Origin of the sequence: Micromonospora sp. NPDC049275, from assembly GCF_043197115.1 — a bacterium.
Lineage (GTDB): Bacteria > Actinomycetota > Actinomycetes > Mycobacteriales > Micromonosporaceae > Micromonospora.
Genome location: NZ_JBICSN010000003.1, coordinates 530,596 through 556,341, shown reverse-complemented (window position 1 = coordinate 556,341; position 25,746 = coordinate 530,596). Strand labels below are relative to the sequence as shown.

General features: G+C 72.2%; 26 protein-coding genes. 14 read left to right on the top strand and 12 right to left on the bottom strand.

Annotated features, from left to right (window positions below):
• Positions 1-40: 40 nt before the first annotated feature.
• Positions 41-679, bottom strand: coding sequence for a DUF6642 family protein (locus tag ACGFIE_RS13070; protein ID WP_266249300.1), 639 nt, complete (start codon positions 677-679; stop codon positions 41-43).
• Positions 680-984: 305 nt separating this feature from the next.
• Between ACGFIE_RS13070 and ACGFIE_RS13065 the strand changes: the two genes are divergently transcribed.
• The gene (locus ACGFIE_RS13065) at positions 985-1,773 is read left to right on the top strand and encodes a D-Ala-D-Ala carboxypeptidase family metallohydrolase (protein ID WP_393294114.1); all 789 of its coding nucleotides are present in this window, start codon (positions 985-987) and stop codon (positions 1,771-1,773) included.
• A gap of 102 nt (positions 1,774-1,875) precedes the next feature.
• On the opposite strand, the gene ACGFIE_RS13060 is transcribed toward ACGFIE_RS13065, so the two are convergent.
• The 4 genes from ACGFIE_RS13060 to ACGFIE_RS13045 form a co-directional block, all read right to left on the bottom strand.
• Positions 1,876-2,367, bottom strand: coding sequence for a hypothetical protein (locus ACGFIE_RS13060; protein ID WP_393294112.1), 492 nt, complete (start codon positions 2,365-2,367; stop codon positions 1,876-1,878).
• Between the two features lie 88 nt (positions 2,368-2,455).
• The gene (locus tag ACGFIE_RS13055; RefSeq protein WP_393294110.1) at positions 2,456-3,880 is read right to left on the bottom strand and encodes an ATP-binding protein; all 1,425 of its coding nucleotides are present in this window, start codon (positions 3,878-3,880) and stop codon (positions 2,456-2,458) included.
• Positions 3,881-3,976: 96 nt separating this feature from the next.
• The gene (locus ACGFIE_RS13050) at positions 3,977-4,708 is read right to left on the bottom strand and encodes a response regulator (RefSeq protein WP_393294644.1); all 732 of its coding nucleotides are present in this window, start codon (positions 4,706-4,708) and stop codon (positions 3,977-3,979) included.
• Complete coding sequence (locus ACGFIE_RS13045; RefSeq protein WP_393294108.1) at positions 4,687-5,940, bottom strand: sensor histidine kinase; 1,254 nt, start codon at positions 5,938-5,940, stop codon at positions 4,687-4,689. The genes ACGFIE_RS13050 and ACGFIE_RS13045 overlap by 22 nt, the downstream gene beginning before the upstream one ends.
• 133 nt (positions 5,941-6,073) lie before the next feature.
• Here ACGFIE_RS13045 and ACGFIE_RS13040 point away from each other — a divergent pair, with 133 nt between their 5' ends.
• From ACGFIE_RS13040 to ACGFIE_RS13025, 4 genes are read left to right on the top strand one after another with little or no spacing between them, the layout of a single operon-like run.
• On the top strand, positions 6,074-6,970 hold the full coding sequence (locus ACGFIE_RS13040; RefSeq protein WP_393294106.1) for an ABC transporter ATP-binding protein: 897 nt from the start codon (positions 6,074-6,076) through the stop codon (positions 6,968-6,970).
• Positions 6,967-7,764, top strand: coding sequence for an ABC transporter permease (locus tag ACGFIE_RS13035; protein WP_393294104.1), 798 nt, complete (start codon positions 6,967-6,969; stop codon positions 7,762-7,764). Before ACGFIE_RS13040 ends, ACGFIE_RS13035 begins: the two co-directional genes overlap by 4 nt.
• A gap of 2 nt (positions 7,765-7,766) precedes the next feature.
• Positions 7,767-8,504: a hypothetical protein gene (locus tag ACGFIE_RS13030; protein WP_393294102.1), complete on the top strand. Its 738-nt coding sequence runs from the start codon at positions 7,767-7,769 to the stop codon at positions 8,502-8,504.
• Between the two features lie 32 nt (positions 8,505-8,536).
• Entirely contained in the window at positions 8,537-9,100 is a 564-nt protein-coding gene (locus ACGFIE_RS13025) for an SOUL family heme-binding protein (protein WP_393294100.1), read from the top strand.
• Here the strand turns inward: ACGFIE_RS13025 and ACGFIE_RS13020 are convergent, their stop codons facing one another.
• Both ACGFIE_RS13020 and ACGFIE_RS13015 read right to left on the bottom strand, forming a co-directional pair.
• Positions 9,101-11,509, bottom strand: coding sequence for an FtsX-like permease family protein (locus ACGFIE_RS13020; RefSeq protein ID WP_393294098.1), 2,409 nt, complete (start codon positions 11,507-11,509; stop codon positions 9,101-9,103).
• Positions 11,503-12,252, bottom strand: coding sequence for an ABC transporter ATP-binding protein (locus ACGFIE_RS13015; protein ID WP_393294096.1), 750 nt, complete (start codon positions 12,250-12,252; stop codon positions 11,503-11,505). The genes ACGFIE_RS13020 and ACGFIE_RS13015 overlap by 7 nt, the downstream gene beginning before the upstream one ends.
• Positions 12,253-12,421: 169 nt before the next feature.
• On the opposite strand from ACGFIE_RS13015, the gene ACGFIE_RS13010 reads away from it, so the two are divergent.
• A complete protein-coding gene (locus ACGFIE_RS13010) occupies positions 12,422-13,579 on the top strand; it encodes a sensor histidine kinase (protein ID WP_393294094.1) in 1,158 nt (385 codons plus the stop codon).
• Positions 13,576-14,244: a response regulator transcription factor gene (locus ACGFIE_RS13005; RefSeq protein WP_363678950.1), complete on the top strand. Its 669-nt coding sequence runs from the start codon at positions 13,576-13,578 to the stop codon at positions 14,242-14,244. Before ACGFIE_RS13010 ends, ACGFIE_RS13005 begins: the two co-directional genes overlap by 4 nt.
• A gap of 56 nt (positions 14,245-14,300) precedes the next feature.
• On the opposite strand, the gene ACGFIE_RS13000 is transcribed toward ACGFIE_RS13005, so the two are convergent.
• Complete coding sequence (locus ACGFIE_RS13000; RefSeq protein WP_393294092.1) at positions 14,301-15,587, bottom strand: hypothetical protein; 1,287 nt, start codon at positions 15,585-15,587, stop codon at positions 14,301-14,303.
• A gap of 150 nt (positions 15,588-15,737) precedes the next feature.
• On the opposite strand from ACGFIE_RS13000, the gene ACGFIE_RS12995 reads away from it, so the two are divergent.
• Positions 15,738-16,277: a DUF1697 domain-containing protein gene (locus ACGFIE_RS12995; RefSeq protein ID WP_393294090.1), complete on the top strand. Its 540-nt coding sequence runs from the start codon at positions 15,738-15,740 to the stop codon at positions 16,275-16,277.
• A gap of 32 nt (positions 16,278-16,309) precedes the next feature.
• Here ACGFIE_RS12995 and ACGFIE_RS12990 read toward each other — a convergent pair whose 3' ends face one another.
• Together ACGFIE_RS12990 and ACGFIE_RS12985 are read right to left on the bottom strand one after the other, a co-directional pair.
• The gene (locus ACGFIE_RS12990; RefSeq protein WP_393294088.1) at positions 16,310-17,287 is read right to left on the bottom strand and encodes an MBL fold metallo-hydrolase; all 978 of its coding nucleotides are present in this window, start codon (positions 17,285-17,287) and stop codon (positions 16,310-16,312) included.
• 154 nt (positions 17,288-17,441) lie between these two features.
• Positions 17,442-18,341, bottom strand: coding sequence for a serine hydrolase (locus tag ACGFIE_RS12985; RefSeq protein ID WP_393294086.1), 900 nt, complete (start codon positions 18,339-18,341; stop codon positions 17,442-17,444).
• Positions 18,342-18,392: 51 nt separating this feature from the next.
• On the opposite strand from ACGFIE_RS12985, the gene ACGFIE_RS12980 reads away from it, so the two are divergent.
• Positions 18,393-19,361 carry a LysR family transcriptional regulator gene (locus tag ACGFIE_RS12980; RefSeq protein ID WP_393294084.1) on the top strand — a complete coding sequence of 323 codons (969 nt, stop codon included), beginning with the start codon at positions 18,393-18,395 and terminating at the stop codon, positions 19,359-19,361.
• A 97-nt stretch (positions 19,362-19,458) separates the two neighbouring features.
• Entirely contained in the window at positions 19,459-20,310 is an 852-nt protein-coding gene (locus ACGFIE_RS12975) for an aldo/keto reductase (protein WP_393294082.1), read from the top strand.
• A gap of 67 nt (positions 20,311-20,377) precedes the next feature.
• Here the strand turns inward: ACGFIE_RS12975 and ACGFIE_RS12970 are convergent, their stop codons facing one another.
• The gene (locus ACGFIE_RS12970) at positions 20,378-21,220 is read right to left on the bottom strand and encodes a helix-turn-helix transcriptional regulator (protein WP_393294080.1); all 843 of its coding nucleotides are present in this window, start codon (positions 21,218-21,220) and stop codon (positions 20,378-20,380) included.
• A 102-nt stretch (positions 21,221-21,322) separates the two neighbouring features.
• Here ACGFIE_RS12970 and ACGFIE_RS12965 point away from each other — a divergent pair, with 102 nt between their 5' ends.
• Positions 21,323-22,075: an SDR family oxidoreductase gene (locus ACGFIE_RS12965; RefSeq protein WP_393294078.1), complete on the top strand. Its 753-nt coding sequence runs from the start codon at positions 21,323-21,325 to the stop codon at positions 22,073-22,075.
• 84 nt (positions 22,076-22,159) lie between these two features.
• On the top strand, positions 22,160-23,146 hold the full coding sequence (locus ACGFIE_RS12960) for an aldo/keto reductase (RefSeq protein ID WP_393294076.1): 987 nt from the start codon (positions 22,160-22,162) through the stop codon (positions 23,144-23,146).
• 24 nt (positions 23,147-23,170) lie between these two features.
• Here the strand turns inward: ACGFIE_RS12960 and ACGFIE_RS12955 are convergent, their stop codons facing one another.
• Positions 23,171-23,686: a GNAT family N-acetyltransferase gene (locus tag ACGFIE_RS12955; protein WP_393294074.1), complete on the bottom strand. Its 516-nt coding sequence runs from the start codon at positions 23,684-23,686 to the stop codon at positions 23,171-23,173.
• 185 nt (positions 23,687-23,871) lie between these two features.
• Here ACGFIE_RS12955 and ACGFIE_RS12950 point away from each other — a divergent pair, with 185 nt between their 5' ends.
• Complete coding sequence (locus ACGFIE_RS12950) at positions 23,872-24,885, top strand: ATP-binding cassette domain-containing protein (protein ID WP_393294072.1); 1,014 nt, start codon at positions 23,872-23,874, stop codon at positions 24,883-24,885.
• Complete coding sequence (locus ACGFIE_RS12945; protein WP_393294070.1) at positions 24,882-25,736, top strand: ABC transporter permease; 855 nt, start codon at positions 24,882-24,884, stop codon at positions 25,734-25,736. Before ACGFIE_RS12950 ends, ACGFIE_RS12945 begins: the two co-directional genes overlap by 4 nt.
• The last annotated feature ends 10 nt before the right edge of the window (positions 25,737-25,746 follow it).

Here is a 25,746-nt window from a genome sequence, read left to right as displayed (position 1 = left end):
CAGCGACCGCTCACCTGGCCCGCGGCGTTCAGGTGGGCGATCAGCGGGGGCCGGCGGCGGCGCGGTGCACCGCCTGGGTGGGCACGCGGGGCCGACCGACCGGGCGCCAGGCCCGGCCGTTGGCATAGATCACCCGAAAGCCGAGGTACGAGGCCAGCGGCGCCCAGTGCGCGGAGCCCATCCGCAGTTCGGCGGCATTGTGCCGCTGCCCGTTCGCCAGCACGTCGAGCAGGACGGTTTCGAAGGCGGCCGACTCGACCCAGTCGACGTCCCGGGTGAAGCCGCAGATCAGGGCGGCCCCGGTGACCTCCAGGAACTCGCGCAGCACCGCGTCCGACGCGCGTAGGACGGAACAGCTGCCGAAATAGAGCCGGCGCCCCTCGCAGCGGCCGGCCATCAGCTCGGCCACCTCGTTCAGCTCCACCGACTGCCAGTCGGTGAGGCAGAGTCGACTCGGCTCGCCGTGCATGGCGAAGAAGCCGACGCGGTGGTCGGCGTACTGCTTGAGCAGCCAGCGGTCCAGGAAGTAGAACAGTTCGTCGCGGGTGGCCGCGTCCTTGTGAATGAAGCGGATCTTGCCCAGCCGCTCCAGCAACTCCAGGGTGGGCAGCACGGAACCGCGTTCGTTGAGGTCACGGTGCCACTGACCCTCGACACAGAAGACGCCACCGCGTGCCACGTGCACCTCCGCCAGTCCGCCGCCCAGCGCTGACGTTACCGGCCCCCGACGGGCGAGGAACATCACCCTGGGTGTGACCGATTGCGACGTTCGGTGGGGTTGTTCCGTCGCCGGGTCGATCAGGGGGAAATGGCTGTTTCGCAAATCAGTCGAATTCCCAGCCGATGCCCAGGAACAACGAATCGTGAGGACAATTCTCGTTAATTGCCGCCTACGGCACCGATCAGTGCGAGGGTGGAAATCACGGGACGTCCCGGTCGATGTCCCGAAGCAACCCCATTCGCTCTCCTATCGGGAGGACTTCTGTGCGCGTAAACACCTTGAAGCGAGTTGCTGTCGCTTTCGCCCTGGCGCTGCCCGGGGCAGCGATCGCCTCGGTGGTCGCCGCGCCGGCAGCGTACGCGGACGGCTGCTACACCTGGAACCGCAACCTGTACCAGGGGCGCTCCGGCGACGACGTCCGCCAGCTGCAGATCCGGGTCGCCGGCTGGGCCGGCTACCGGGACATCGTGGAGAACGACGGTCGCTACGGACCGAAGACCGCCGCCGCGGTCAAGCGGTTCCAGCAGGCGTACGGGCTGCGCGCCGACGGCATCGCGGGCCCGCAGACCTACGCCAAGCTGTACCAACTCCAGGACAACGACTGCACGCCCGCGCACTTCAGCTACAACGAGCTGGACAACGGGTGCGGCGGCAGCGGGTGGAGCGGCGGTCCGGTGTCGGCGAGCCAGACGAAGCAGAACGCGCTGCGCACGATGTGGAAGTTGGAAGCGTTGCGCAAGAGCCTCGGCGACAAACCGCTGAACGTGTCGAGCGGTTTCCGCAGCCGCGCCTGCAACAACCAGGTGGGCGGCGCGTCGGACAGCCAGCACCTGTACGGCAACGCCGCAGACGTCACCTCGCGGACGTCCTCGCTGTGCACGGTGGCCAAGAGCGCCCGCAGCAAGGGCTTCAGCGGGATCTACGGGCCGGGCTACCCCGACCACGACGACCACGTGCACGTCGACTCGCGTCGCGAGAACAACAGCGACAACAGCTCGAACACGACGAGCTGGTCCGCGCCGGACTGCGGCATCGGCGCCGGCAACGACTGACCGAGCCGGCAGTGTGACGTCGGCCCGGCGCGGGTGGGTGGGGAACCTCCGCGTCGGGCCGACGTCGTGTCGACCCCGGACAGAGCGTGGGGTGGGGACCGCTCAGCTCGCCCGGGGCCAGCGCGGCGCGGTGACGGGGGGAGTCACCGGCCGGCCGGCAGACCCCTGCCGTACCCCCGCAGGGGTGGCCCGCGCGGCCTGGTGTCGCGCCGGCAGCCCGCCGCGGCCCGGGGCCGGCGCCGGATAGCCGGCGGTCGTCGCCGGCCGGACGCCTGTGGGGCGTGCCGCCGACGGCCCGGTCGCGGTGAACGGGAAGGGCACGTGCACGAAGGGGTTGCCGTGCTGGATCAACGCTTCGATCTGCCGCTCGTTGAGCCCGTGTGACTCCAGGACCCGACGCCCCCACCTGTGCAGTCGGCACGGGTAGGAGGCGCCGTCGTTGCGGCACAGCGGCCCGGTCGGCCACTCCTCGGCGGTGTGCACGACCACCGCCCGGACCGCGAGCCGGACATCCTCGGGGGTCAGTGGTGCCGGCACCGGCACCTCACCCAGCACCAGGTCGATGGGATCCGTCGACTGCTCACCAACACGCACGGCAGGCCTCCCGCAGTTCGGCAGCGGTACGGCGGACTCACCGCACCGACATCCTCGGGCAGTGGTACGGCCGGCATCGGACGAAGGTTCAATTCCGGTACGCGCTGAGCAGATCGTCCGGCGACAGCACATGGATCCCGTCGACAGCGCTGCCGCTGCGCGATACGGCGAGGGCCGGCACCGATTCGTCGGCACCGGGCAACCGGGATCGGTGCAGGAGCAGTCGGCCCAGGTCATGCGCGTCGAAGGGTCGACTTTCCTGCCACTTGATCGATCCGACGAAGCAGATGCGCGCCGCCACGGGCGCACGATCGGCGCCGACGATGTCGATCTCCGGATCATTGGTCCGCGTCCAGTAGCCGCCGATCACCGGCGCTTCCGCTGGCAGGTGATCCACAGGCAGCCGGCGCAGCGCCTCTCGGACGACGGGCTCGATGACTCTCCCGCGCCAGGACGTCCATGACCCGGTGATCCGATCCAAGGTGAGATCACCTCGACCTCGTTCGATCTCCGCGAGGTGTGGGCCCAGGAAGGAGAGCCAGAATCGCAGGTACGGATCGGCCACGACGTACCGGGTTTCCCGGGACGGCTTCGTCGACAGTGGGAGTGCGTCGTCCACCACCCGCTTCTGGGTCAGAAGTCGCAGAGCTCGGCTCAGTGACGCCTGCGGGAGATCCCCTGCGGCACGCGCAATCAGTGAGAAGGTCCGCTCACCCGAGCCGATCGCCCGCAGCACCAGGCCGGCCTGGGACTGCGCCGGGAACTCGGCCGCCAGTGCCCGCTCGCCGCTGACCAGCAGGGCCGAGGTCGGATCCGGTACCGCGGCGCTCAGATACTCGCGCACTGATGCGCCGGCCGGCCACTCGTCGAGAATCAGTGGCAGACCACCGGACACGAGGTAGGCGTCGAACGCGTCGGCGGCCGACAGGTCGAGCATGTCGCGGACGTCGGCCGGGCTCAACGGCGGTATGACCATCTCGGTGGCACGCTGGTGAAACGGTCGGCCGTAATCGTTGAGCGCCTCCATCATCGCCAGGTCGGACCCGACACAGATCAGCAGGACCGGAAGCCGGGAGAGCTCACGGTCGAAGATCTTCTGCAGGGTGCCCTCGAACCCCGGGTCGGTCTCGATGAGGTACGGCATCTCATCGAGGACGACGACGCTCGGCCGATCGGTCGGCAGCGCGGCGGCGAGCAGAGTGAGTGCGGCGTCCCACGTCCGTGGTTGCTGTCCCCGGAGCAGTTGCGCGCCCGGCAGCGTCGATGCGGCCGCCGCTTCCACGAAGAGCGCGAGATCGGCCGTGACGGTCGGCTGCGCCGAGGCGGTGAAGAAGAGGTGTGGCACCTCCGCTCGCTCGACGAACTCCTCCACGAGGCGCGACTTGCCGACCCGGCGGCGACCGCGCATCAACAGGGCCCGGCCGGGTCGACCGGCACGGCCCCCGCGTTCGACCCGCGCGAGTGCCCCCTTCAGCAGGGCCAGCTCTCGCTCTCGTCCCACGAAGCCGTCCACGACACCATCCTTGAGGCTCTCATTTATGGAACACTCACGGCTGAGTGTATCAACGACAGTGGCACGGATGGCTTGGTGATGCGGTTCGACGTGCCGTCAGACGAGGTCGGCGTCGTGCACCAGCAGGGCCACCTGGACCCGGTTGTTGAGATCGAGCCGGGTCAGCAGCCGGGAGACGTACGCCTTCACCGTCGCCACGCTCATGAACAACTCCCCGGCGATCTCCGCGTTGGTGCGGCCCCGCCCCAGCGCGACCGCCACCTGACGCTCCCGCTCGCTGAGCCCACCGAGCAGCCGCAGCGCCCGCTCGCGACGCGGATCCGGGCCGGCCAGACCCGGGGTGGCGGCGGTCACGTGGTCGATGAGCGTGCGGGTCACCGTCGGGGAGAGCGTCGCCTCACCCGCGGCGACCCGGCGGACCGCGTGCACGATGTCCGCCGGAGGGGTGTCCTTGAGCAGGAAGCCGGCCGCACCGGCGCGCAGCGCCCGCAACACCTGCTCGTCGGCGTCGAAGGTGGTCAGCACCAGCACCTCCGGCGGGTGCGGCTGGGCACGCAGCGCCTCGGTGGCGGTGAGCCCGTCCACCCGGGGCATCCGGATGTCCATCAGGACCACGTCCGGGGCGTACGCGGCGACCGCCGCCGGGACCTCGCCGCCGTCGGCCGCCTCGCCCACCACCAGCAGGTCCGGCAGGCCGCCGAGGATCATCGAGAGGCCGGCCCGGACCAACGCGTCGTCGTCCACGATCAGCACCCGCACCGGCGGCGTGCCGGTTCCGGCCGGACCGGTCGGGCCGGTCGGGCCGGTCACGCCGGCCACGGCAGCCAGGCGGCCAGGCGGAAGTCGCCAGCGTCGTCCCGGCCGTAGGCCAGCCGGCCGCCGGCAAGCGTGACGCGCTCGCTGATGCCCACCAGGCCGGTGCCGGCGCCCGGCAGACCGCCGCCGGCCGAGGTGCCGACCGGCCACCGGTTGCTGATCGCCACGGTCAGCCCGGCGCCCGGACCGCCGGCGACGTCAACGGTGACCGCCGCGCCGGCCGCGTGCTTGCGGGCGTTGGTGAGCCCCTCCTGCACGATCCGGTACGCCGCCCGGCCCAGCGCCGCCGGCACCTCCCCCGACCGGTCCACGGTGTCGCTGACGTTGACCCGCACCCCGGCCGACCGCGACTCGGCGATCAGGGCCGGCAGGTCGGCGAGGGTGGGCTGCGGCGGCTCGGGGGCATCGCCGACGCTGTCGTCCTCGGCCCGGAGCACGCCGATGACCTCCCGCAGGTCCTGCAGGGCGGCGTGGGCGCTGCCCCGGATCACCCCGGCGGCGCGGGCCACCTCGTCGGCGGGAGCGTCCGGGCGGAACTCCAGCGCGCCGGCGTGCAGGCTGAGCAGCGAGATCCGGTGGGCGAGCACGTCGTGCATCTCCCGGGCGATCCGGGTGCGTTCGAGGTGGCGGGCCTGGGCCACCCGCAACTGCTGCTCGGACTCGGCACGCTCGGCCCGGTCGCGCAGCGACACGATCAACTGCCGCCGGGCCCGGACGAACATCCCCCAGGCCAGCACGACGAGGCTGAACACCACACCCCACGCCGCGGTTTCCCAGTACGTCAGATTCGGGTCCGGACGCAGCCAACTGAAGCCCAGGTTGGTGATCAGGCCGGCGCCCGTGACCCCGATCGCGATGGCGGTGCGGCGGTGCACCACCACGGTGAAGTAGAAGATCAACAGCGGGACGCCGGCGGCCAACGAGAACAGGGTCAGCGGTATCGTCGCCACCACCAGCCCCAGCGGCCACCGGCGGCGCACCCAGAGCAGCCCGCAGCAGACCAGCCCGATCAGCGCGTCGACGCCGACCATCCAGTCGTGCGGGAGCGCGGTGGCGATCGTCGGGTCGGGCGCCAGGGCGTCGGCCGTGGCGAACAACACCCAGACCAGGGAGACCAGGAACGCCAAGCCGTCCACGACCCAGTCGCGGGTGGTGCGGCGCGGGTGTGCCCGGTCACGTTCGCCCGGCACGACCAGCTCCCCCGGCAGCAGCCAGGGGTGTTCCGGCACGGCGAGGCTGGTCACGGCACCCATGCTAGGCAGCCGACGGGCACCACGACCAGCTACCAAAGTCGAGACCCGAACGTCGACCAAGGTCGGTACGACACCTACCGGCGGCCGCAGCGGATGGCCGGGCGGCGCGGGCACGCTCAACGGCATGATCACGGTAGAGAACCTCACCAAGCGGTACGGGCCACACCCGGCCGTGGACGACGTGTCGTTCCGGTGCGAGCCGGGCACCGTCACCGGCTTCCTCGGCCCCAACGGCGCCGGCAAGTCCACCACCATGCGGATGATCTGCGGACTCACCGCCCCGACGGCCGGCCGCGCCACCGTCTCCGGGCACCCGTACCGGGAGCTGCCCAACCCGGGGCGGGAGGTCGGGGTGCTGCTGGACGCCTCCGCCCAGCACGCCGGGCGCACCGGCCGCGAGGCGTTGACGCTGTCCGCGTACACCATGGGGTTGGACCGGCGCGAGGTCGCCGCGAAGCTCGACCTGGTGGGGTTGAACGCGGTGGCGGCGAAGCGTCGGGTACGGGCGTACTCGTTGGGCATGCGCCAGCGCCTCGGCCTGGCGCAGGCGCTGCTCGGCGACCCCCGGGTGCTGATCCTCGACGAGCCGGCCAACGGCCTGGACCCGGAGGGGATCTTCTGGATGCGCGGCCTGCTGCGCGACTTCGCCGACCGGGGCGGCACCGTGCTGCTCTCCTCCCACCTGCTGCGTGAGGTGGAGGCGGTCGCGGACCGGCTGGTGGTGATCGGGGGTGGCCGGATCGTGGCCCAGGGCGACAAGAACGAGCTGCTGTCGGGGGGCGGCACTGTGGTCCGGGCCCGCGACGGCGCGGCGCTGCGTCGCGCGCTGGAACTGGCCGGACTGAGCGCGGCCGACGGCTCGGAGGGGCTGCTCGTGCAGGCCGACGCCGAGGCGGTCGGCCAGGCCGCCGCCGATGCCGGCGTCGCGCTGGCCGAGCTGCGCCCCGCCGGCGGCGGTGGCCTCGAACAGCTCTTCCTCACCCTGACCGCCGGCGAATCCACCAAGGAGGCCGTCCGATGACCACCACCACCGTGCCCGCCGCCGACGCCGTCGCTCCCCGGCAGCACACTCCGGCACGCCGCCCGTCGCTGCTCCGGCTCACAGTCGTGGAGCTGCGCAAGCTCGTCGACACCCGGGCCGGTCGCTGGCTGGTGATCACCATCGGCCTGCTCACCGCCGCGATCGTCACCCTGCAACTGATCTACGCGGAGGAGGTCGACCAGACCTTCCTCAACTTCTTCGTCCCCTCGCTGCTGCCGGTGTCGGTGCTGCTGCCGGTGCTCGGCATCCTGTCGATCACCAGCGAGTGGTCGCAGCGGACGGCCCTCACCACGTACGCGCTGGTGCCCCGCCGGGAGCGGGTGGTGGCCGCGAAGCTGGTCGCCGTGGCGCTGACCGCGATCGCCTCGGTGCTGACCAGCCTCGCCGTCGCCGCCGTCGGGACGCTCGTGGCGTCCGCCATCGGCGGCGCGGGCACCTGGCAGTTCGACTGGTCGCTGGTGCTGAACGCGGCGATCCTCCAGGTCACCAGCGTCTTGATGGGCGCGGCCTTCGGTCTGCTGCTGCTCAACCCGCCGCTGGCCATCGTCGGCTACCTGCTGCTGCCCACCCTGTGGGGGGTGCTCGGCGAGATGGTCAAGCCCTTGCGTGGCCCGTCCGAGTGGCTGGACACCAGCAAGACCATGGAACCGTTGTTCAGCAGCGACGCCGTCACCGGCGGGCAGTGGGGTCGGATAGCGGTGTCCCTGCTGGTCTGGATGGTCCTGCCGCTGGCCGCCGGCCTGTTCCGGACGCTGCGCCGCGAGGTGTCCTGACCATGGACCTGGCCGGATACCGACCCCGCACCGTGGTCAGCGGCGGCGTGGTCGAGCTGGTCGTCATGTGGGGTGGCTTCCCGCTGGTCGGCGCGGGCGTCGGATGGCTGCTCGCGGCGACGACCGGCTGGCTCGCCCGGCTGTCCTGGGTGCCGTTCAGCGACCTGATCGAGTGGCTGGACCGGCTGCCCGAGCCGCAGGCCACCGCCGGCACGATAGGCGTGGGTGTCCTGGCCGGCCTGGTCGTCGCCGGGCTGGGCACCGCCGAACGGCTGATCGTCACCGTCGACGCGGCGCAGGTCCGGCTGCGCCGCGCCGCGGAGAACCGGACCGTCGCGCGGGCCGACGCCCGCGTGGTCTTCCTCGCCGACAAGCACCTGGTGCTACTCGACGCCGACGGGGCGGAACTGGTCCGGGAGTCGACGGACCTGCCCGCCGCGCGGCTCGCCGCCGCCTTCCGGGAGCACGGCTGGGCCTGGACGGACGGCGACCCGCACCGGTCGGCGTACCGGCTGTGGGTGCCCGACCTGCCCGGTCTGCCGGCAGGGGCGGACGCGCTGCTGCGCGCCCGCGAGCGGGCGATCGAGCGGGATCGCCGCGACGACGCCCGGGAGCTGCGGCGCGAGCTGAGCCGGATCGGGGTGGTGCTGCGCGACGAGGGCAAACGCCAGTACTGGCGGGCCGTCGCCCTGGGTGCGGGACGACCGACTTCGGCCGAGCGGGAGCCGGAGGGGCGGTAGCGTCTGTCCCAGAGAGATCCTGGGAGCGCGCGATGACCGAGCAGCAGCCGTACCGGGTGGTGTCCCGACACCCCGGCTTCGAGCTGCGCCGCTACCCGGCCCACCTGGTGGCCGAGATGCGGATCCAGGCATCCTTCACCCGGGCGCCGATCGAGGCGTTCCGGCCGCTGGCCGCCTACATCGGCGGCGCCAACCGGGCCCGGCACCCGATCGGGTCGGCCGCGCCGGCGCTGTCGGCGGCCAGCGACTCGGAGAAGATCGCCATGACCGTGCCGGTGGTCCAGATCGAGGGCGAGTGGCCCGGCGCGTACCTGATCCAGCTCGTCATGCCGGCCACCTTCACGACTGCCACCCTGCCCGAGCCGGTGGACGCCCGGGTACGCATCCACGAGGTCCCGGCACGCCTGGCGGCGGCGATCCGCTTCTCCGGCCGGTGGACCGAGCGGGCGTTCAGCCAGCGGGCCACCATGCTCGGCCGGTCGGTGACCGCCGCCGGGCTGCAACCCACGGGCGCGATCAGGTACGCGCGCTTCGACCCGCCGTGGAAGCCGTGGTTCCTGCGCCGCAACGAGGTCGTCCTGCCGGTCGTCGAGTAGCTAGCGCGCGGGGCGGTGTCGCAGCGACCGCCACGTCGGCAGTACGCTCGCCAGCGTCGCGAGCAGCAGGCACAGCCCCACCACCCCGGCCACCACCGACCACGGCACCACCAGGTCGACGGGGGCCCCGACCTGCTCGGCGAGGCCGGCGCGAATGCTGAGCAGACCGACGAACGCGACAGCCCCACCGAGCAGCGCACCGATCATCACCACCAGGGCGGACTCGGCCGTGACCAGCCAGATGACCTGCCGCCGGGTCGCCCCGGCCAACCGGATCAGCCGCAGGTCGGCGGCTCGGCCGGCGGCGGCCAGCAGCAACGTGTTGGCCACGGCGATGGCGCCGTAGCCGGCCGACACACCGATCAGCAGCAGCGTGAAGAGCCAGACGAGACGGTCCTCGGCAGCGTCGGCCTCCGCCGCCCAGGCGGCGACGTCGACGATCCGTGCGCCGACCGGAGGCTCGATCCGGTCCCGGACGTACACCGTGGACGTGAGCGCCGACGGGTCGTGCGCCCGCACCACGGCCCGGGGCAGGAGCAGGTCGCCGGGGAGCGAGGCGTCGGTGACCACGGCGACGACGCGCAGTGACACCGACGTCCCGTCCGCGAAGACCACCACGTACGGCTCGGACGGCCGCAGGTTCGCCGCGGCGGTCACCACCACAGTGTCGTCGCCGCGCAGGTCGTCGAGCGTGCCGGCAACGACGGTGAGCGCCCGGTTCGCGGCGGCGAAGCCGGCCGGGTCCACACCGAGCGCGGTCAGTGGACGGTCCGTCGGCCCAGTTCCGGGGTCGGTGCGGAAGACGGTGGTCGGCAGGAGGGCGGTGCCACCGGTCGCGGTGACTGCCTGCTCCGACAGTCCCGGCGTCCGGTCGGGCACGACGATCCAGCCGGCGTTCACGTTGTCCGCCCGACCTGCCGCGTACGCCGCGGTGGTGGTTCGCACCATCCCGGACACCAGCACCGCGAAGGCGACAGTGAGCAGCACCGGGGCGGCCGTCGACGCCGTCCGCCGGGTCGCGGTGAGCGCCGCGCCCCGGACCAGCATCCCGACCGCGCCGCCGGAGCGCCGCACCGGAGACCGCAGCAGCCGCACCACCGGCCCGACGACCGCCGGGGACAGCACTGTGGCACCGGCCACCAGCGCCATCACCGCGTAGAGGGCGTACTGCGCCGCGACGCGGGCCTCGCCGGCGGTCGCCGTCCCGACGCTGAGCGCGACACCCGCCGCGACGAGCAGCGCCCCGGTGACGACGCGCGGCCGTCCCATCGGCCGCTGTTCCACAGCCGCCTCGCGCAACGCCTCCAGCGGGCGGACCCGCGCTGCCCGGCGCGACGCCGACCAGACGGCCAGCAGCGCGATCACCGGCCCGGCGGCGAGCGAGACCGCGACCGGCCAGGGGGCGTACCGGACCCGGAAGGTCGTCGGCTCGAACCCGACATCGACGAGGAGTCGACCCAGGAGCGGGGCGAGCACCGCGCCGACCAGCAGGCCGACGAGCCCGGCCGACGCGCCGACGACGAGCGCCTCGACGTGGACCATGCGGCGGACCTGACGTCCGGTGGCGCCGACGGCACGCAGCAGGCCCAACTCACGGCGGCGCTGGGCGATGGTGAACGCGAAGGTGGAGGCGACGACGAACACCGTGACGAAGCCGGCGAGAACAGCCGTACCGGTGAGCACCTGCATGCCGATCCAGCGGATGCGGGCGTCGTCGCGCGGCTCCAGCGCGCTCCGCGCGTCGCCGGTCAGCACCCGCCCGTCACCGCCGACGACACCACGAGCCGCCGCGGCGACCCGCTCGGGGTCGGCGCCCGCCGTGAGCACCAGCCCGATGGCCCGGACGCCGGGCGCGAGCGCGGCGGCGACCTCGTCCGCGACATGGACGCCGTGCCCGTCGACCAGACCACTGACGGTGTACGCCTCCGGACCCGCCGCCGTCAGCAGGGTGACACGCGCGCCGGTCCGCAACCCGAGCGCACTGTCGACGACCACCTCACCGGGCCGGCGGGGCGGCTCGCCGGCCGTGCGGCGCAGTCCACCGAGCTGGGCGCTGGACCAGCCGTGCCCCTGGTGGGCGTCCTCCCGCCCGGCGTCGGCTGCCGGAGGCCGTCCGTCGACGAGCGGCTGGGCGTAGAAGGTCCGGTCCGGCACCGCCGCCGCGACACCGGGCAGGGCGGCCAGCCGGCCGACGAGTTCCGCCGCAGCCGTTGCGGACCAGGGCCGGGTCGGCGCGAACGAGTCGGCCGACGCGCCCGCCTCGGGGCTCTGCACCACTACCGCCGCCCGCGCCAACCGGTCCGGCACCTGCGGACGTCCGGAGGCGAGCAGCAGGGTGGCCGCCGACACCAGCGCGACTCCGACGGCGACGGCCACGAACGCGCTGGCCGACCGCCGGACGCTCAGCACGACGACTCCGCGACGGTCTCCCGCTCGGCGATGCGTGCGGCGACGGCGGCGGCGGTTATCCCGCCGGTCAACTCGTCGACGACGCGACCGTCGGCGAGCAGGAGGACCCGGTCGGCGTACGCGGCGGCGGCGGGATCGTGGGTCACCATCACGACTGTCTGCCCGTGGTCGTCGACGAGCCCGCGCAGCAGCCGGAGCACCTGCCGGGACGCGGCACTGTCCAGTGCCCCGGTCGGCTCGTCGGCGAACACCACCACCGGCCGGGTGATCAACGCGCGGGCCACGGCGACGCGCTGCTGCTCGCCGCCGGACAGCTCGCTCGGCCGATGCCCGGCCCGGTCGGCGAGGCCCACCGCGTCGAGCGCGGCGGCGACGTCCGCGGCCGGTGGGCGGCGGCCGGCCAGCCGCATCGGCAACTCGACGTTCTGCGCGGCGGTCAACGTGGACACCAGGTTGAACGCCTGGAACACGAAGCCGACGCGGTCGCGCCGCAGCCGGGTCAGCTCGTCCTCGCCGAGGTCGTCGAGGCTGATGCCGTCGATCGTGACGGTCCCCTCGGTCGGGCTGTCCAGCCCCGCCGCGCAGTGCAGCAGGGTGGACTTTCCCGAGCCCGAGGGGCCCATCACCGCCGTGAACGTCCCGCTCGCGAAGCTTGTGGTCACGCCGTCGAGCGCCGTCACCTGTCGGGTCCCGGCGCCGTACACCGCTCGCAGCCCCGTCAGGGTCACCGTGGATGTGGTCATGACCGACACGGTGCCGGTTCGGGCGGGTGCGGCGCGTCGTGCCGGCGCGGACACTTTCCGGCCCGCCCTCGGTAGGAGGCGGAGGCCCGCGGGCACGGGCGGATCGTCCTCGGGGATGACCCCCCACGGGTGGACGCGGTCCGGCTCACCGGCCGATACGGTCGGACAGGTGACCGCTCTCCTGTTGACCCGACGGCTGCGACCGGTGGACCTGTACGTCGTGGACGCCGTGCTCGCCGTGGCGGTCGGTGGGCTGCTCTGCCCGTACGCGGCTCTGGAGTCACCGCTGCGCGGGGGCGTGCACGAGCCGCTCTGGGTGTCGGTGCTCGTCGGGATGGCCCTCGGCCTGCCGCTGGCCGCCCGCCGACGGTGGCCGATCCCCGTCGCCGTCGTGATCAGCGCCGTCACCACCGGCGCCCTGATCACCGGGGTGATCCCCAACTTCGCCGCCGCCGCGCCGGCCCTCGCCATCGGCCTGTCCTTCTACACGGTGGCCGTGTCGACCACCACGCGCCGCTCGCTGTTCAGCGCGGCCGGTTGTCTCGCTCTGGTGAGCGTCGCCCTGGTGCTGACCGCGGGCGACCTCTGGTCGCGGACCGGCGCGGTCGTCTACGCCGCCGTCATGATCGCGCCGGCCTGGGTGATCGGCTGGCTGCTCCGGGAGCGACGTGCCCTCGCCGCCCGGCAGGGCGAGCACCTGGTCCGGCAGGCCGCCGCCGAGGAGCGGTTACGGGTGGCACGGGAGCTGCACGACGTGGTCGCGCACACGCTGAGCCTCATCGTGGTGAAGGCCGCCGTCGCCAACCATGTCGCCGAGGCCGATCCCCGTGAGGCGGGGGCCGCGCTGCGGGTGATCGAGGAGACCGGCCGCACCGCGCTCACCGACGTCCGGCGCGTGCTGGGCGTTCTGCGCGAGGGCACCCCGTACGCCCCGACGCCGGGCCTGGACGAGTTGCAGGTGCTCGCCCGGCAGGCGGCGATCGGCGGTGTCGACGTCCGACTCGACGTCCGGCGGGAGGAGTCGATCGGCGCGGTGCCGGAGTCGGTGGGCCTCACGGTGTACCGGATCGTGCAGGAGGCGGTGACGAACGTGGTGAAGCACGCGGCACCGGCGGCCTGCCGGGCCACGGTGACCGTCACGCCCGACGAGGTACGGGTGGAGGTGACCGACGACGGCCGACGGCCGGTCCTGATCGGCGGGGAGGGGCACGGGTTGATCGGCATGCGGGAACGGGTGGCGTTGCACGGGGGTGAGTTCCGGGCCGGGCCGCGCTCCGACGGCGGCTTCGCCGTGACGGCAAGCCTGCCGTACCGGGTGGCCGCGTGATCCGCGTGCTGATCGCCGACGACCAGGCGTTGCTGCGCGGCAGTTTCCGGCTGCTTGTCGATCTCGCCGGGGACTGCACGACTGTCGGCGAGGCGGGTACCGGCGCGCAGGCCGTCGCATTGGCCGGACAGCACCGGCCGGACGTGGTGTTGATGGACGTCCGGATGCCGGAGATGGACGGTATCGAGGCGACCCGGCGGATCTGCGCCGACCCGGCGACGGCAGGCACCCGGGTCATCATCCTGACCACGTTCGACCTGGACGAGTACGTCTACGGGGCGCTGCGCGCGGGCGCCAGTGGCTTCCTGCTCAAGGACACCCCACCAGCGGACCTGCTGGCCGGAATCCGGGTGGTCGCCGCCGGTGAGGGCCTGCTCGCGCCGACGGTGACCCGCCGGCTGATCGACGAGTTCGCGCGGCAGCCGGAGCCGACCCGGCCACTGCCCCGGCAGCTCGACGGGGTGACCGATCGGGAACGGGAGGTGCTCGCGTTGATCGCCCGGGGCCTGTCCAACGCGGAGTTGGCCGCGCACCTCAACCTCAGCCAGGCCACCGTGAAGACGCACGTCGGGCGGTTGCTGACCAAGCTGGCCCTACGCGACAGGGCGCAACTGGTCATCGTCGCGTACGAGACGGGCCTGGTCGGGCCGGGCCGGTCGGGGTGACTCAGGAGGGTAGGCGCGGGAGCACCCGCGGAGAGACGCTCCCGCGCTTACCAAGATCAGCTGACGTACACCGACGCGCTGGTCGCCGACTGGAAGTCGGTCGAGGTGCCGGGGTAGACGACTCGCCAGTAACCGGCCGTCTTCTTGTAGATCGACGTGGCGAAGTCGTAACTGCCGCCCGCGTAGATGGTTGCCGGGGTGGCCCAGGTGCCGTCTTCGCCGGTCGCCGAGAACTGCACCTTCAGCGGCACCGTCCCCGGGGAGATCCCGCCGTTGAACTCCATTTCGCCGCTGAGCGCCACGGTCGTCGCGTTCTCCCGGACGGCCGAGAAGCTCCGGAAGGCGGCCGGTTGCAGCACGGAGATGTTCGTGCTGGCGGTCACGGAGCTGACGAACTCGTCGTTCATCGAGTAGCCGACCTGGAGGCGGCCGCTCTGGTACGGGGAGACGGTCAGCGAGTATCGCCCGTCCGCGTCGGTGGTGGCGGAGCCGAGGAACGTCTGGCAGTAGTCGACACTCGAGCAGAGGGAGACCACGGGCTGCACACCGGGCACCGGCACCCAGCCCTCCGGCGTCCGCCAGGTCAGCTGGCCGCTCACCGTGACGGTCTCATCCTTGAGGATCTTGGGTCGATCCGCCCCGATGGTGATCCGCATCGGCCGCTTGGTGATCGCGATGGTGGTCTCGGCCGACCGCGACGAGCCGTGGAAGAGATGGTCGTTGTCATAGCTGTAGGCCGCGTACACCATCTCGTCCTTGCGGCCGATCGTGACCGTGCCGGTGAAGGAACCATCGGCCCTGGTGGTGACCGCGTCCCAACTGAGGTCGGCGTTCACCGACATGGGGAACTTCCCCAGTGACCTGATCTCGCGGCTGCCCGGCCAGCGGCCCTTGAGCCATCCCCGCACCGTCACGTTGCGGTTCTCATAGGTCACCGTGGTGCGGTTCAGCGTGACGTTGTCGAAGAACGTGACCACCGAGTAGTCCAGGTCGCCGGCATCGGTCTGGGTGACGTGGTGCCCGGCCTCGTCGCTGACCTCCACGTCGACCCGGTAGTAGCCGAGCTTGTCGAGGATGATCGGATTGGATCGCCACACGCCGTCCCGCTCGGTGCCGGACTGGAGGTAGAAGTTCTCCTGAACGGCAACCTCCGCCCCGGTGTTGTAATCGCGGATGTGCGCACGGACATCGGTGACGTCGCTGGGCGACGTGATGGACACCAGCAGCGTGCCCCGATCGAGGTCGTAGTCGCTGTGGGCGGACGTGACGATCGGAACATCGTCGGCGTGTGCGGTCGCGGGAAGCCCCACGATCGCCGTCGCCGCGGCGACGGCGATCGCCACGGCAAAACGGGAACGGATCAAAGCTGACCTCCAGGAAAGACCGGCGATTCGCTGAGTGGCGGCCGGCAGTGGGAGCCTATCGATCCCGTCCGACAGCTCCGCGCACACCGCTAGGCTGACGCCGTACCCATGTGGACGTAGGAGGACGGGATGACCCGGTACGTCGCCCTGCTGCGCGGAGTCAACGTCGGCAGCGTCCGGCTGGCGATGGCCGACCTGCGCCGGATCGTCACCGACCTCGGCCATGAGGACGTCACGACGTACCTGCAGAGCGGCAACGTGGCCTTCGGCAGTTCGGTCCGCGACGCGGAGAAGCTGGCCGCCGGGATCGAGCGGGCGCTCACCGACGAGCTGTCGTTGACAGTGCCGGTGCTGGTGCGCAGCGGCCGGGAGCTGGCGGCGGTCGCCGGCGGCAACCCGTACGCCGACCGCGAGGACGACCCGAAGAGACTGCTGGTGGCCTTCCTCGCCACCGCTCCAAGGGAGTCCACGGTGGATGCTCTCACCGTGCCCGGCGGTGAGAACGTGTCGTTCACGGTGACCGGCCGGGAGGTGTTCCTGCACTTCCCCGACGGCGGCTACGGCCGGTCGAAGTTCACAAACGCGTACCTGGAGAAGAAGCTCGGCGTGGTGGCCACCACCCGCAACTGGAAGTCGGTGCGTGCCCTGGCGGAGCTGGTCGCCGGCTGACCGGGCGGGCGCGGGCGCCCGCCCGGATCCGGTCAGAAGTGGTACGCGGTCTCGTACTCGGGCACCAGCACCCGGCTGCGCGGCGAGATCCGACGCACCGCCGCGATCATGTCGTCGAGCCGGGCGCGGTCGGCAGGTGCCACGACCGGCGGATTCTGCAACGGCGTCTCGAAGTTGTCCCAGTGCACCGGCACGACGACCTTCGGGTAGTCCAGACCGGCCAGCAGCCGGGGCAGGTAGTCGCCTGTGGTGGTGGCGCTCTGCATGGCCACCATCGCCACGTCCGGCGCCAGGCCGGAGAGGTTGCGCTCGGCCACGTCGCTGGCCCCGGTGAAGTAGACCGACGGGCCGCGTTCGACCCGCAGCAGGTATCCCAGCGTGTCGCCCTCCGGGAGGTCCGCGATGGTCGCGGGCCGCGCCGGCTGGCTCACCCGCACCCCGGGGAAGGCCACGGAGTACGACGCGTTGCGGCTGTGCAGCGAGCCGACCACCTCGATGCTGTGGTCGCCGAAGTCGAGCACCTCCCCGCCCTTCACGGCGCTGAGCTGCGTCGCCGGCACCCCGTAGGCCAACCCCAGGTGGTACGCGGTGAGCGTGCCGAACACCCGCGCGCCGGTGCGCCCCGCGATGTACGGGACGTCCATGAAGTGGTCCCAGTGGGTGTGCGTGACCAGGACGGTCGTGGCCTTCTCGACGCGCGGATCGATCACGTCGGCGCGCACCGTCAACGGGGCGTCGGTCTTGAACGCGCCGGCGAACAGCCCGGTGTCGATGCGGCTGAGGAACGGGTCGACCAGGACTGTCCGGTCGGCGATGTCGATGCGCCAGCCGGCCGTACCCCACCAGCGGAAGCTGACCGCGCCGGTGCGGCGGGCGGCGGGTGTCGGCGCGGCGGCCGGCGGCGCGGCCTGGGCCGGGGTGGTGGAGGTGGCGGCGAGGCCACCGGCCGAGACCAGGGCGGTGGTGGCTGCGGCGTCGCGCAGGAAGCGGCGGCGGTCGAGGTTGGACATGCGGATCTACTCCCCGTGTTCGGGTGATCGGTCGACACGAGCCAACCAGCGCCACCGCGTCCCGGTCCAAGATCGAACGCCGCCACCTCCGATACGTCCCGGCATATCGTGCCTGCTCAACGGCTGCCTGTCGGCGCTCGGACGCGCGGAAAACTCAGCCGCCGCGCAGCGCCTCGACGGCCGTGCGGGCGGCCCTACCCATCGCCAGGTCCACGTCGATCCGGCGCGGGGTCAGCTCGTCGGCGCGGGCGAAGACGGCGATGGCGTACCGGCCGCCGTCGGGGTATTCGGCAACGCCGGCCTCCAGGTGCAGGCCGGGCAGGGTGCCGGTCTTGCCGGACACGCGGACACCGGGCGGAAAGCCGGCCGCGAGCCGGGTCCAGAAGATCTGCCGAGCCATCCAGGCGCGAACCATCGCGCAGGCGGCCGTCGACCCGGCCTCGTCCCGCCAGATCAGGGTGAGCAGCCGGGTGATCTCCCGGGCGGTGCTGCTGGTGGTGTGCGCGGGGTCGAAGACCCGCATCGCCCGGACCCGCTCCGCCGGCAGCGTCGGGAAGATCCGCGCGAACTCCACCTCGGTCCGTGCGCCCACGTCGGCGAGCATCAGCTCGACCAGCTCCCGGGGACCGCCGAGGACGCGGGTACGGGTCAGCCCCAGCTCGGCGGCGAGCATCGGCAGCAGGTCCGGGCCGACCCGACGCAGCAGCAGGTCGGCGGCCGTGTTGTCGCTGACCGACACGGCGAAGTACGCGAGGTCGCGCAGCGACACCTCGGCGTCGTCGGCGCAGCCGGCCAGCCCCCACCCGCCGAGCCGGTCGGCGGCGGTGACCAGCACCCGTTCGGTGGGGTCGAGCTGGCCGGCGTCGACCTGCCGGGCGAACTCCAGCACCAGCAGGATCTTGAAGATCGACGCGATCACCACCTGCTCGTCGGCACGCACCCCTACCTGCCGGTCCACGGCGCCCGCGTCCACCGCGTCCAGGTCGACGACGTGCAGGCTGGCCGTCACCCCGACGCCCGCGAAGATCGTCTCGATCCGCTCCCCCACATCCACCCGGGCACGGTATCCAGTGGGGCTGTTCCGCCGCTGGCGTAGGGTCCGGCCGTGGACCTGCTCCGGCACCTGCGGCACTTCGTGGTCGTCGCCCACGAGCTGCACTTCGGGCGGGCGGCCGAACTGCTCGGGATGGCCCAGCCGCCGTTGAGTCAGTCGATCCAGCGGCTGGAACGGGAGCTCGCGGTCGAGCTGTTCGACAGGTCCCGCCGCCAGGTGCGGCTCACCACCGCCGGCGGTCTGCTGCTCGCCGAGGCGGAGGAGCTGCTCGCCGGCGAGGGCCGGCTGCGCAACCTCATGGGGCAGGTCCGCGCGGGTGAGCTGGGCGTCCTGCGTGCCGGTGTGCCGCCGGAGACCCCGGCGGTGACGCTGCGCGCCCTGCTGGACCAGCTCACCTGTCGGGCGCCGGGCCTGGACGTGGAGCTGCACGAGCTGACCACCGCCGAGCAGGTACGGATGCTCACCGAGCGGAGGTTGGACGTCGGGCTCGTGCACCATCCGGTCGAGGCGGACGGGCTGCGCTTCGGCGCCCCGGTGGACGTACCCCTGGGTGTGTTGCTGCCGCGGACCTCGCCGCTGGCACGCGGCCGGGAGGTGCCGCTCGCCGCGCTCGCCGACCTGGACCTGGTGGCCGCGCCCCGGGCCACCGCGCCGGGCTGGCACGACCACCTGCTCGCGGTGTGCCGGCGACACGGGTGGCGGCCGGCGCGGGTGCGGCCGGCGCGTAACCCGGAGTTCCTGTTCGGGCTGGTGCTGGCCGGTGGCGGCGTGGCCGTGGAGCCGGCGACGCTGGCACGCCGGGAACCCCGGATCGCGTGGCGGCCGATCGCCGACACCTCGCTCGCGAAGCGCACCTCGGCGGTCTGGCCGGAGCGGGCCGCGCACCCGGCGGCGCCGATGGTCGGGCAGCTCGCCGCCGAGGTGCTGGCCGCCGCCGAGCCGGCACCGCCCACGCCGTCGACGCCGCCCCCGGTGCCGGCGGAACGGCCCTGGCCGGTGTTGTTCGACACGACCGGGTGAACCGGACCGACGTTGCGCTCGTCACCACGTGTTGGGCGGTGGATCCTTCGCCCGCCCGGGTATGGATGACGGATACCGAAGACGCGAAGGAGCCGCAATGGCGAACACGATTCCTGACATCAGCCTGAACGACGGCACCACCATCCCGCAGCTCGGCTTCGGGGTGTTCCAGATCGAGCCGAAGGACACCGTCGCGGCGGTGACCACGGCGCTGGAGACCGGCTACCGGCACATCGACACCGCCGAGATGTACGGCAACGAGGCCGAGGTCGGCGAGGCGGTCCGCGTGTCCGGCCTCGACCGGGGCGACGTCTACGTGACGAGCAAGCTGAACAACGGCTTCCACCGCCCGGACGACGCCCGCAAGGCGTTCGACTCGACGCTGTCCGCGTTGAAGATGGACTACATCGACCTGTTCCTGATCCACTGGCCGCTGCCGACGCTCTACGACGGCGACTACGTCTCGACCTGGAAGGTGCTGGAGGAGTTCCAGCGCGACGGTCGGGCCCGCTCGATCGGCGTGTCGAACTTCCAGGTGGCACACCTGCGGCGGCTGGCCGACGAGGCGAGCGTGGTGCCGGCGGTCAACCAGATCGAGGCGCACCCGTACTTCGTCAACGACGAGGTCCGCGCCTACGGTCGCGAGCACAACATCCTCACCGAGGCGTGGTCGCCGATCGCGCAGGGCAAGGTCCTGAACGACCCGACGGTGGTGGACATCGCCGAGCAGCTCGGCCGTACCCCGGCGCAGGTGGTGCTGCGGTGGCACGTGCAGCGCGGCGACATCATCTTCCCGAAGTCGACCACGCCGAAGCGGATCGAGGAGAACACCCGGATCTTCGACTTCGAGCTGGACGACGCGGCGATGGAGCGGATCACCGGGCTGGACAAGGGTGAGGCCGGGCGGACCGGCCCGAACCCGGACACCTTCGCCTACGTACCCCGCTGACGCTCGCCTGCTGGTGCTGCCGCTCGGTCAGTGCGCTGACCGAGCGGCAGCACGATCGCCCTCGGGGTCAGGTGCCGACGCGCTCGGCCAACCGGCGGAACACCGCCTGGGTCGGCGAACCCGGCTCGGCGACGTAGACGATCAGCCGCTGCTCGGTCTCCGGCACCAGCAGCACACGGCACTCGAACTCCAGCGGCCCCAGCTCGGGATGCGCCACCCGCTTCACGACGGGACGGCGCTCCTCGACGTCATGCTCGGCCCACAGCCGAGCGAACCGGGGCGAGGTGCCGAGCAGTTCGGTGACCAGCTCGCGGATCGCCGGGTCCGCCGGGTAGCGGCCGTAGGCGGCCCGCAGGTCCGCCACCGTGCTGTGCACGAACCGGCGTGCGTCGGCGTCGGTCCAGTGGGCGTCGGTCATCGGCTGCCGGAACGTCCAACGGATCATGTTGCGCTCCGCGTCCGGCACGGCCGCGAGATCCCCCACGAAGTGCGTGGCCAGACGGTTCCAGGCCAGCACGTGGTACGCGGCGTCGACGAGGTACGCCGGCGACTCGGTCATGGCGTCGAGCAGGTGCCGCAGCCCGGGGGTCACCTCCCGGCTCGGGCCGACGGTCGAGGGCGCGTGCTCCCCGGCGATCCGGAACAGGTACTCCCGCTCGTCGCGGCTCAGCAGCAGCGCCCGGGCCATCGCGGCGAGCACCTGCCGGGACGGGTGTGGGCCACGGCCCTGCTCCAACCGGATGTAGTAGTCGATCGACATCCCGGCGAGCTGGGCGACCTCCTGCCGACGCAGCCCGGGGGTGCGCCGACGCGTCCCCTCGGGGAGGCCGACCTCGGCGGGGCTCAGGCGGGCGCGGCGGGTGCGCAGGAACGCCGCCAGTTCGTCACGCCGCAGGCCGCTGCTCGTCATCACACCAGCATGCCCCGGGCGGGGCCGGCCAGGGTGGTACCGCCGGTCCCAGCCTCGGCCCGTCCCTGTCCACCTGCCGTCGGCGGGGTGAGGCTCGACGGCATGACGAACATGATCGCCCTGATCACCGGGGCCAACAAGGGAATCGGCTTCGCCACCGCACGACAGCTCGGCGGCCTCGGGATGACAGTGCTGGTGGGCGCACGCGACGCCGAACGCGGCCGGGCGGCGGAACGGGAGCTGCGCGACGGCGGCGCGGACGCGCGGTTCGTGCCGCTTGACGTCACCGACGCCGAGTCGGTGGCCGCCGCCGCGAAACTGGTGGAGACGGAGTACGGCCGGCTGGACGTGCTTGTCAACAACGCGGGCATCGTCCTCGCCGACGGCGAGCGAGGGCTGCCCAGCGAGACGACTGTGGCGACGCTGCTGCGGGTGTACGAGACGAACGTGGGCGGGGTGGTGACCGTCACGAACGCGCTGCTGCCGCTGCTGCGCCGGGCGCCGGCAGCCCGGATCGTCAACGTCTCCAGCGAGGTCGGCTCGATCGCGGTGATGACCGACCCGAACGGCGCGCTGTTCGAGTTGACCTCGGTGCCGTACCCGTCGTCGAAGGCGGCGTTGAACATGCTCACCGCCATGTACGCCAAGGAGCTGCGCGACACCCCGATCAAGGTGAACGCGGCGAACCCCGGCTACTGCGCCACCGACCTGAACGGCAACAGCGGCTTCCGCACCGCCGAGCAGGGTGCCGAGGTGAGCGTGCGCCTGGCGACGCTGCCGGCCGACGGGCCGAGCGGACTGCTGTGGGGCTTCCAGATGGACGCCGGCGGCGGGTACGGCGTACTCCCCTGGTGAGGACGAGCGCTTGACCTGGAGCGCACTCCAGCCACCAGTGTGGTCCTCGGGCGCCCACCGGCAGGGCGCACGGAAGGAGATCCCATGCGGTACCGCACGATCGGCACCGACCCGGCGACCCGGCGCGAGGTAAGCGTGCTCAGCCTCGGGGCCATGCTGTTCGGCAGCGCCACCGACGAGGCCACCTCGTACGCGATCCTCGACCGGTACGTCGAGGCGGGCGGCACGTTCATCGACACGTCGGACAACTACGCGTTCTGGGTCGACGGCTCGCAGGGCGGGCAGAGTGAGGAGCTGCTCGGGCGATGGCGGCGCAGCCGGGGCATCGGCGCCGAGATCGTCATCGCCACCAAGCTGGGTGCCCGCCCACTGGCCCCCGGCACGAGTTACCTGGACAACGCCGAGGGCCTGTCGGCGAAGGTGATCCGCGAGTCGGCGCAGCGCAGCCGCGACCGGCTCGGCGTGGAGCGGCTGGACCTGCTCTACGCACACATCGAGGACCGGACGGTGCCGCTCGCCGAGACGGTGGAGGGCTTCGCCGAGCTGGTCGCCGAGGGGACTGTGGGCCTGCTGGGCGCGAGCAACCACCGGGCGTGGCGGGTGGAGCGTGCCCGGGCGCTCGCCGCAGCCGCCGGCCTCCCGGGGTACGAGGTGCTCCAGTACCACCGCAGTTACCTGCCCAACCGCACCGACCTGGCCAGCGAGCTGGATCCGGACGGCGAGCCGGGCGGAGCGGGCGGCGACCTGCTCAGCTACCTGCGCGCCGAGCCGGAGCTGACCCTGGTGGCGTACTCGCCGCTGCTCAAGGGGGCGTTCACCCGGGCCGACAAGCCGCTCAGCTCGGCGTACGACCTGCCGAGCGCGCCTCGGCGGCTGGCCGTCCTGCGGGAGGTGGCGGGGCAGACCGGCGCGACTGTGAACCAGGTGGTGCTCGCCTGGCTGCTGGGCGGTGACCTGCCGTCGATTCCGCTTGTGGGAGCGTCCTCGGTGGCCCAGCTTGAGGAGAGCCTGGCCGCCGTGGAGCTGGAGTTGACCGCCGAGCAGCGACACCGCCTCGACACCACCTGGTGACCGGCGACGGCCGCCCCGCCGACCTCAGTCGTCGGTCGGCGGGGCGGTCAGGTCGAGCTGCCAGTCGTTGGCACGCATCATCTGCCCGGGCGGGTACTCGAAATTCGTCTCTCCGAGCAGCGTGAAGCCCGCCTTGCGGCAGACCGCGTTCGAGGCGGGGTTGTCGACCGAGGGGTAGGCGTGCGCGTGGCGACGGTCCCGTCGGGCGCGGGCCACGTCGAGAGCCGCGCGCACCGCGGCGGTGGCCAGCCCCTGCCCCCGGTACGCGGGCAGCACCGCCCAGCCCAGCTCGTACACCTGTTTGTCGCGCCACTCGCGGGCCCAGTAGCCGACGCTGCCCGCCCGCGCGCCGTCCGGCAGCACAAGTGTGAACATGCACCCCTGCCCGCCCTCCGCGAAGTGCACGTACCTGTCGTGCCGGGCGAGCACCTGCTCGTCGGTCTCCGGGCCGCCGGTGTGTCGGCGCGTGTCAGGTGAGTTGAGCTGCCGCAGCAGATCGAGATCATCCTCGTGCCACGGCTCGATGCGTAGCTGCGCCATTCCGTCCCCTTCGTCGACCCCAGTCAAGCCGATCCCACCGACATCGCGTTCCGAAACAGCGCCCGCTAGATCCGATCTAGCGGGCGGTCTGCCGTCACCTCGCGCCTTGCGGTGGGGCGGCGTCGTTGATCTCACCAACCACGGCGCTGCGCGTCTGTGCACACGTCGGACGAGAGGTACGAATCATGAATAGACGTTCCACCGGCCTGGCCATCGAGGCCGAGGGGCTCACCCGCTCGTTCGGGGAGACCCGGGCGCTGGCCGGCATGGATCTGCGGGTGCCCGCCGGGACCGTCTACGGCCTGCTCGGCCCGAACGGGGCGGGCAAGACCACGGCGGTCCGGGTGCTGGCGACCCTGCTGCGCCCCGACGGCGGCACCGCGCGGGTGTTCGGGCACGACGTGGTCACCGAGGCGGACAAGGTCCGCAGCCGGGTCAGCCTCACCGGCCAGTACGCCTCCGTCGACGAGGATCTGACCGGTACGGAGAACCTGGTGCTCCTCGCCCGCCTGCTCGGCCTGCGCAAGCCGGCCGCCCGCGAGCGCGCGGCGGCCTTGCTCGCCGCGTTCGGTCTGACCGAGGCGAGCGACCGCCAGGTGAAGAAGTACTCGGGTGGGATGCGGCGGCGCATCGACATCGCCGCGAGCATCCTCAACACCCCTGACCTGCTCTTTCTCGACGAGCCGACGACGGGTCTCGACCCGCGCAGCCGCAACCAGGTGTGGGAGATCGTCCGGGCCGTGGTGTCGCACGGGACGACAGTGCTGCTGACCACCCAGTACCTCGACGAGGCCGACCAGCTCGCCGGCCGGATCGCTGTCGTCGACCACGGCCGGGTGATCGCGGAGGGCACCCCGGGGGAGCTGAAGTCGTCGGTCGGCTCCGGCACCGTCCACCTGCGCCTGCGGGACCCCGGTCAGCGTCCGCAGGCGGAGCTGGTGCTCCGCGAGGCGCTCGACGTGCCGGTGCAGCTCGCCGCGGATCCGGTCGCGTTGACCGCCCGGGTCGGCGAGGCCGGCAGCGACCTCGACGCGAGCGCGCAGGCCGCCCGCGCGCTCGGTGACCTGGCCCGCGCCGGCATCGTCGTCGACGACTTCTCCCTCGGCCAGCCGAGCCTGGACGAGGTCTTCCTGGCCCTGACCGATCATCCGGCCGTGTTGGCCGACGAGCGCGACGACGAGCTGGAGGCAGCCCGATGAGCGACACCACCACCACTACCGAGCGGGCGCCGTCGGTCTACGTACCGTCCGCCGAGGCGCTGGCGACAGTCCTCGCGCCGGGCGCGCGACCGCCCCGACCCAGCGCGTTGGGCGCGTCGCTCACCTTCGGCTGGCGGGCCCTGCTGAAGATCAAGCACGTGCCGGAGCAGCTCTTCGACGTGACGGCGTTCCCGATCATCATGGTGCTGATGTTCACGTACCTGTTTGGTGGCGCCCTCGCCGACAGCCCGCGCGACTACCTGCAGTTCTTCCTGCCCGGCATCATGGTGACAAGCGTCGTGATGATCACCATGTACACCGGCATCGGCCTCAACACCGACATCGAGAAGGGCATCTTCGACCGCTTCCGTACGCTGCCCGTCTGGCGGCCGGCCGCGCTTGTCGGCATGATCTTCGGCGACGTGCTGCGCTACGTCCTCGCCGCCCTGGTCATCCTCGGCGTCGGGTTGGCGCTCGGTTTCCGACCCGACGGCGGCGTCGCCGGGGTGGCTGCCGGGATCGGGCTGCTGGTGGTCTTCTCGTTCGCGTTCTCGTGGGTGTGGACGTTCTTCGGGCTGATCCTGCGCAGCGAGAAGTCGGTGATGGGGGTCAGCATGATGGTGCTGTTCCCGCTGACGTTCCTCAGCAACGTCTTCGTCGAGCCGAGCACCATGCCCGGCTGGCTCCAGGCGTTCGTGAAGGTCAACCCGGTGACGCAGCTGGTGGCGTCGGTGCGCGCGGTGATGGCTGGCGAGTCGGACCCGTCCGCCACGATGTGGCTGCTGGCGTGGAGCGTCGGCTTCGTGCTCGTCTTCGGCACGTTGACCATGTACAGGTACAACCGCCGCTGACCGTGCCCGC

What these genes read in the sequence shown, in the direction of transcription:
- ACGFIE_RS13040 (WP_393294106.1), top strand. Translation starts at nt 6,074, where the DNA reads ATGATCACGGTAGAGAACCTCACCAAGCGGTACGGGCCACACCCGGCC.
- ACGFIE_RS13035 (WP_393294104.1), top strand. Translation starts at nt 6,967, where the DNA reads ATGACCACCACCACCGTGCCCGCCGCCGACGCCGTCGCTCCCCGGCAG.
- ACGFIE_RS13030 (WP_393294102.1), top strand. Translation starts at nt 7,767, where the DNA reads ATGGACCTGGCCGGATACCGACCCCGCACCGTGGTCAGCGGCGGCGTG.
- ACGFIE_RS13025 (WP_393294100.1), top strand. Translation starts at nt 8,537, where the DNA reads ATGACCGAGCAGCAGCCGTACCGGGTGGTGTCCCGACACCCCGGCTTC.
- ACGFIE_RS13015 (WP_393294096.1), bottom strand. Translation starts at nt 12,252, where the DNA reads ATGACCACATCCACGGTGACCCTGACGGGGCTGCGAGCGGTGTACGGC.
- ACGFIE_RS12995 (WP_393294090.1), top strand. Translation starts at nt 15,738, where the DNA reads ATGACCCGGTACGTCGCCCTGCTGCGCGGAGTCAACGTCGGCAGCGTC.
- ACGFIE_RS12990 (WP_393294088.1), bottom strand. Translation starts at nt 17,287, where the DNA reads ATGTCCAACCTCGACCGCCGCCGCTTCCTGCGCGACGCCGCAGCCACC.
- ACGFIE_RS12975 (WP_393294082.1), top strand. Translation starts at nt 19,459, where the DNA reads ATGGCGAACACGATTCCTGACATCAGCCTGAACGACGGCACCACCATC.
- ACGFIE_RS12970 (WP_393294080.1), bottom strand. Translation starts at nt 21,220, where the DNA reads ATGACGAGCAGCGGCCTGCGGCGTGACGAACTGGCGGCGTTCCTGCGC.
- ACGFIE_RS12965 (WP_393294078.1), top strand. Translation starts at nt 21,323, where the DNA reads ATGACGAACATGATCGCCCTGATCACCGGGGCCAACAAGGGAATCGGC.
- ACGFIE_RS12960 (WP_393294076.1), top strand. Translation starts at nt 22,160, where the DNA reads ATGCGGTACCGCACGATCGGCACCGACCCGGCGACCCGGCGCGAGGTA.
- ACGFIE_RS12955 (WP_393294074.1), bottom strand. Translation starts at nt 23,686, where the DNA reads ATGGCGCAGCTACGCATCGAGCCGTGGCACGAGGATGATCTCGATCTG.
- ACGFIE_RS12950 (WP_393294072.1), top strand. Translation starts at nt 23,872, where the DNA reads ATGAATAGACGTTCCACCGGCCTGGCCATCGAGGCCGAGGGGCTCACC.
- ACGFIE_RS12945 (WP_393294070.1), top strand. Translation starts at nt 24,882, where the DNA reads ATGAGCGACACCACCACCACTACCGAGCGGGCGCCGTCGGTCTACGTA.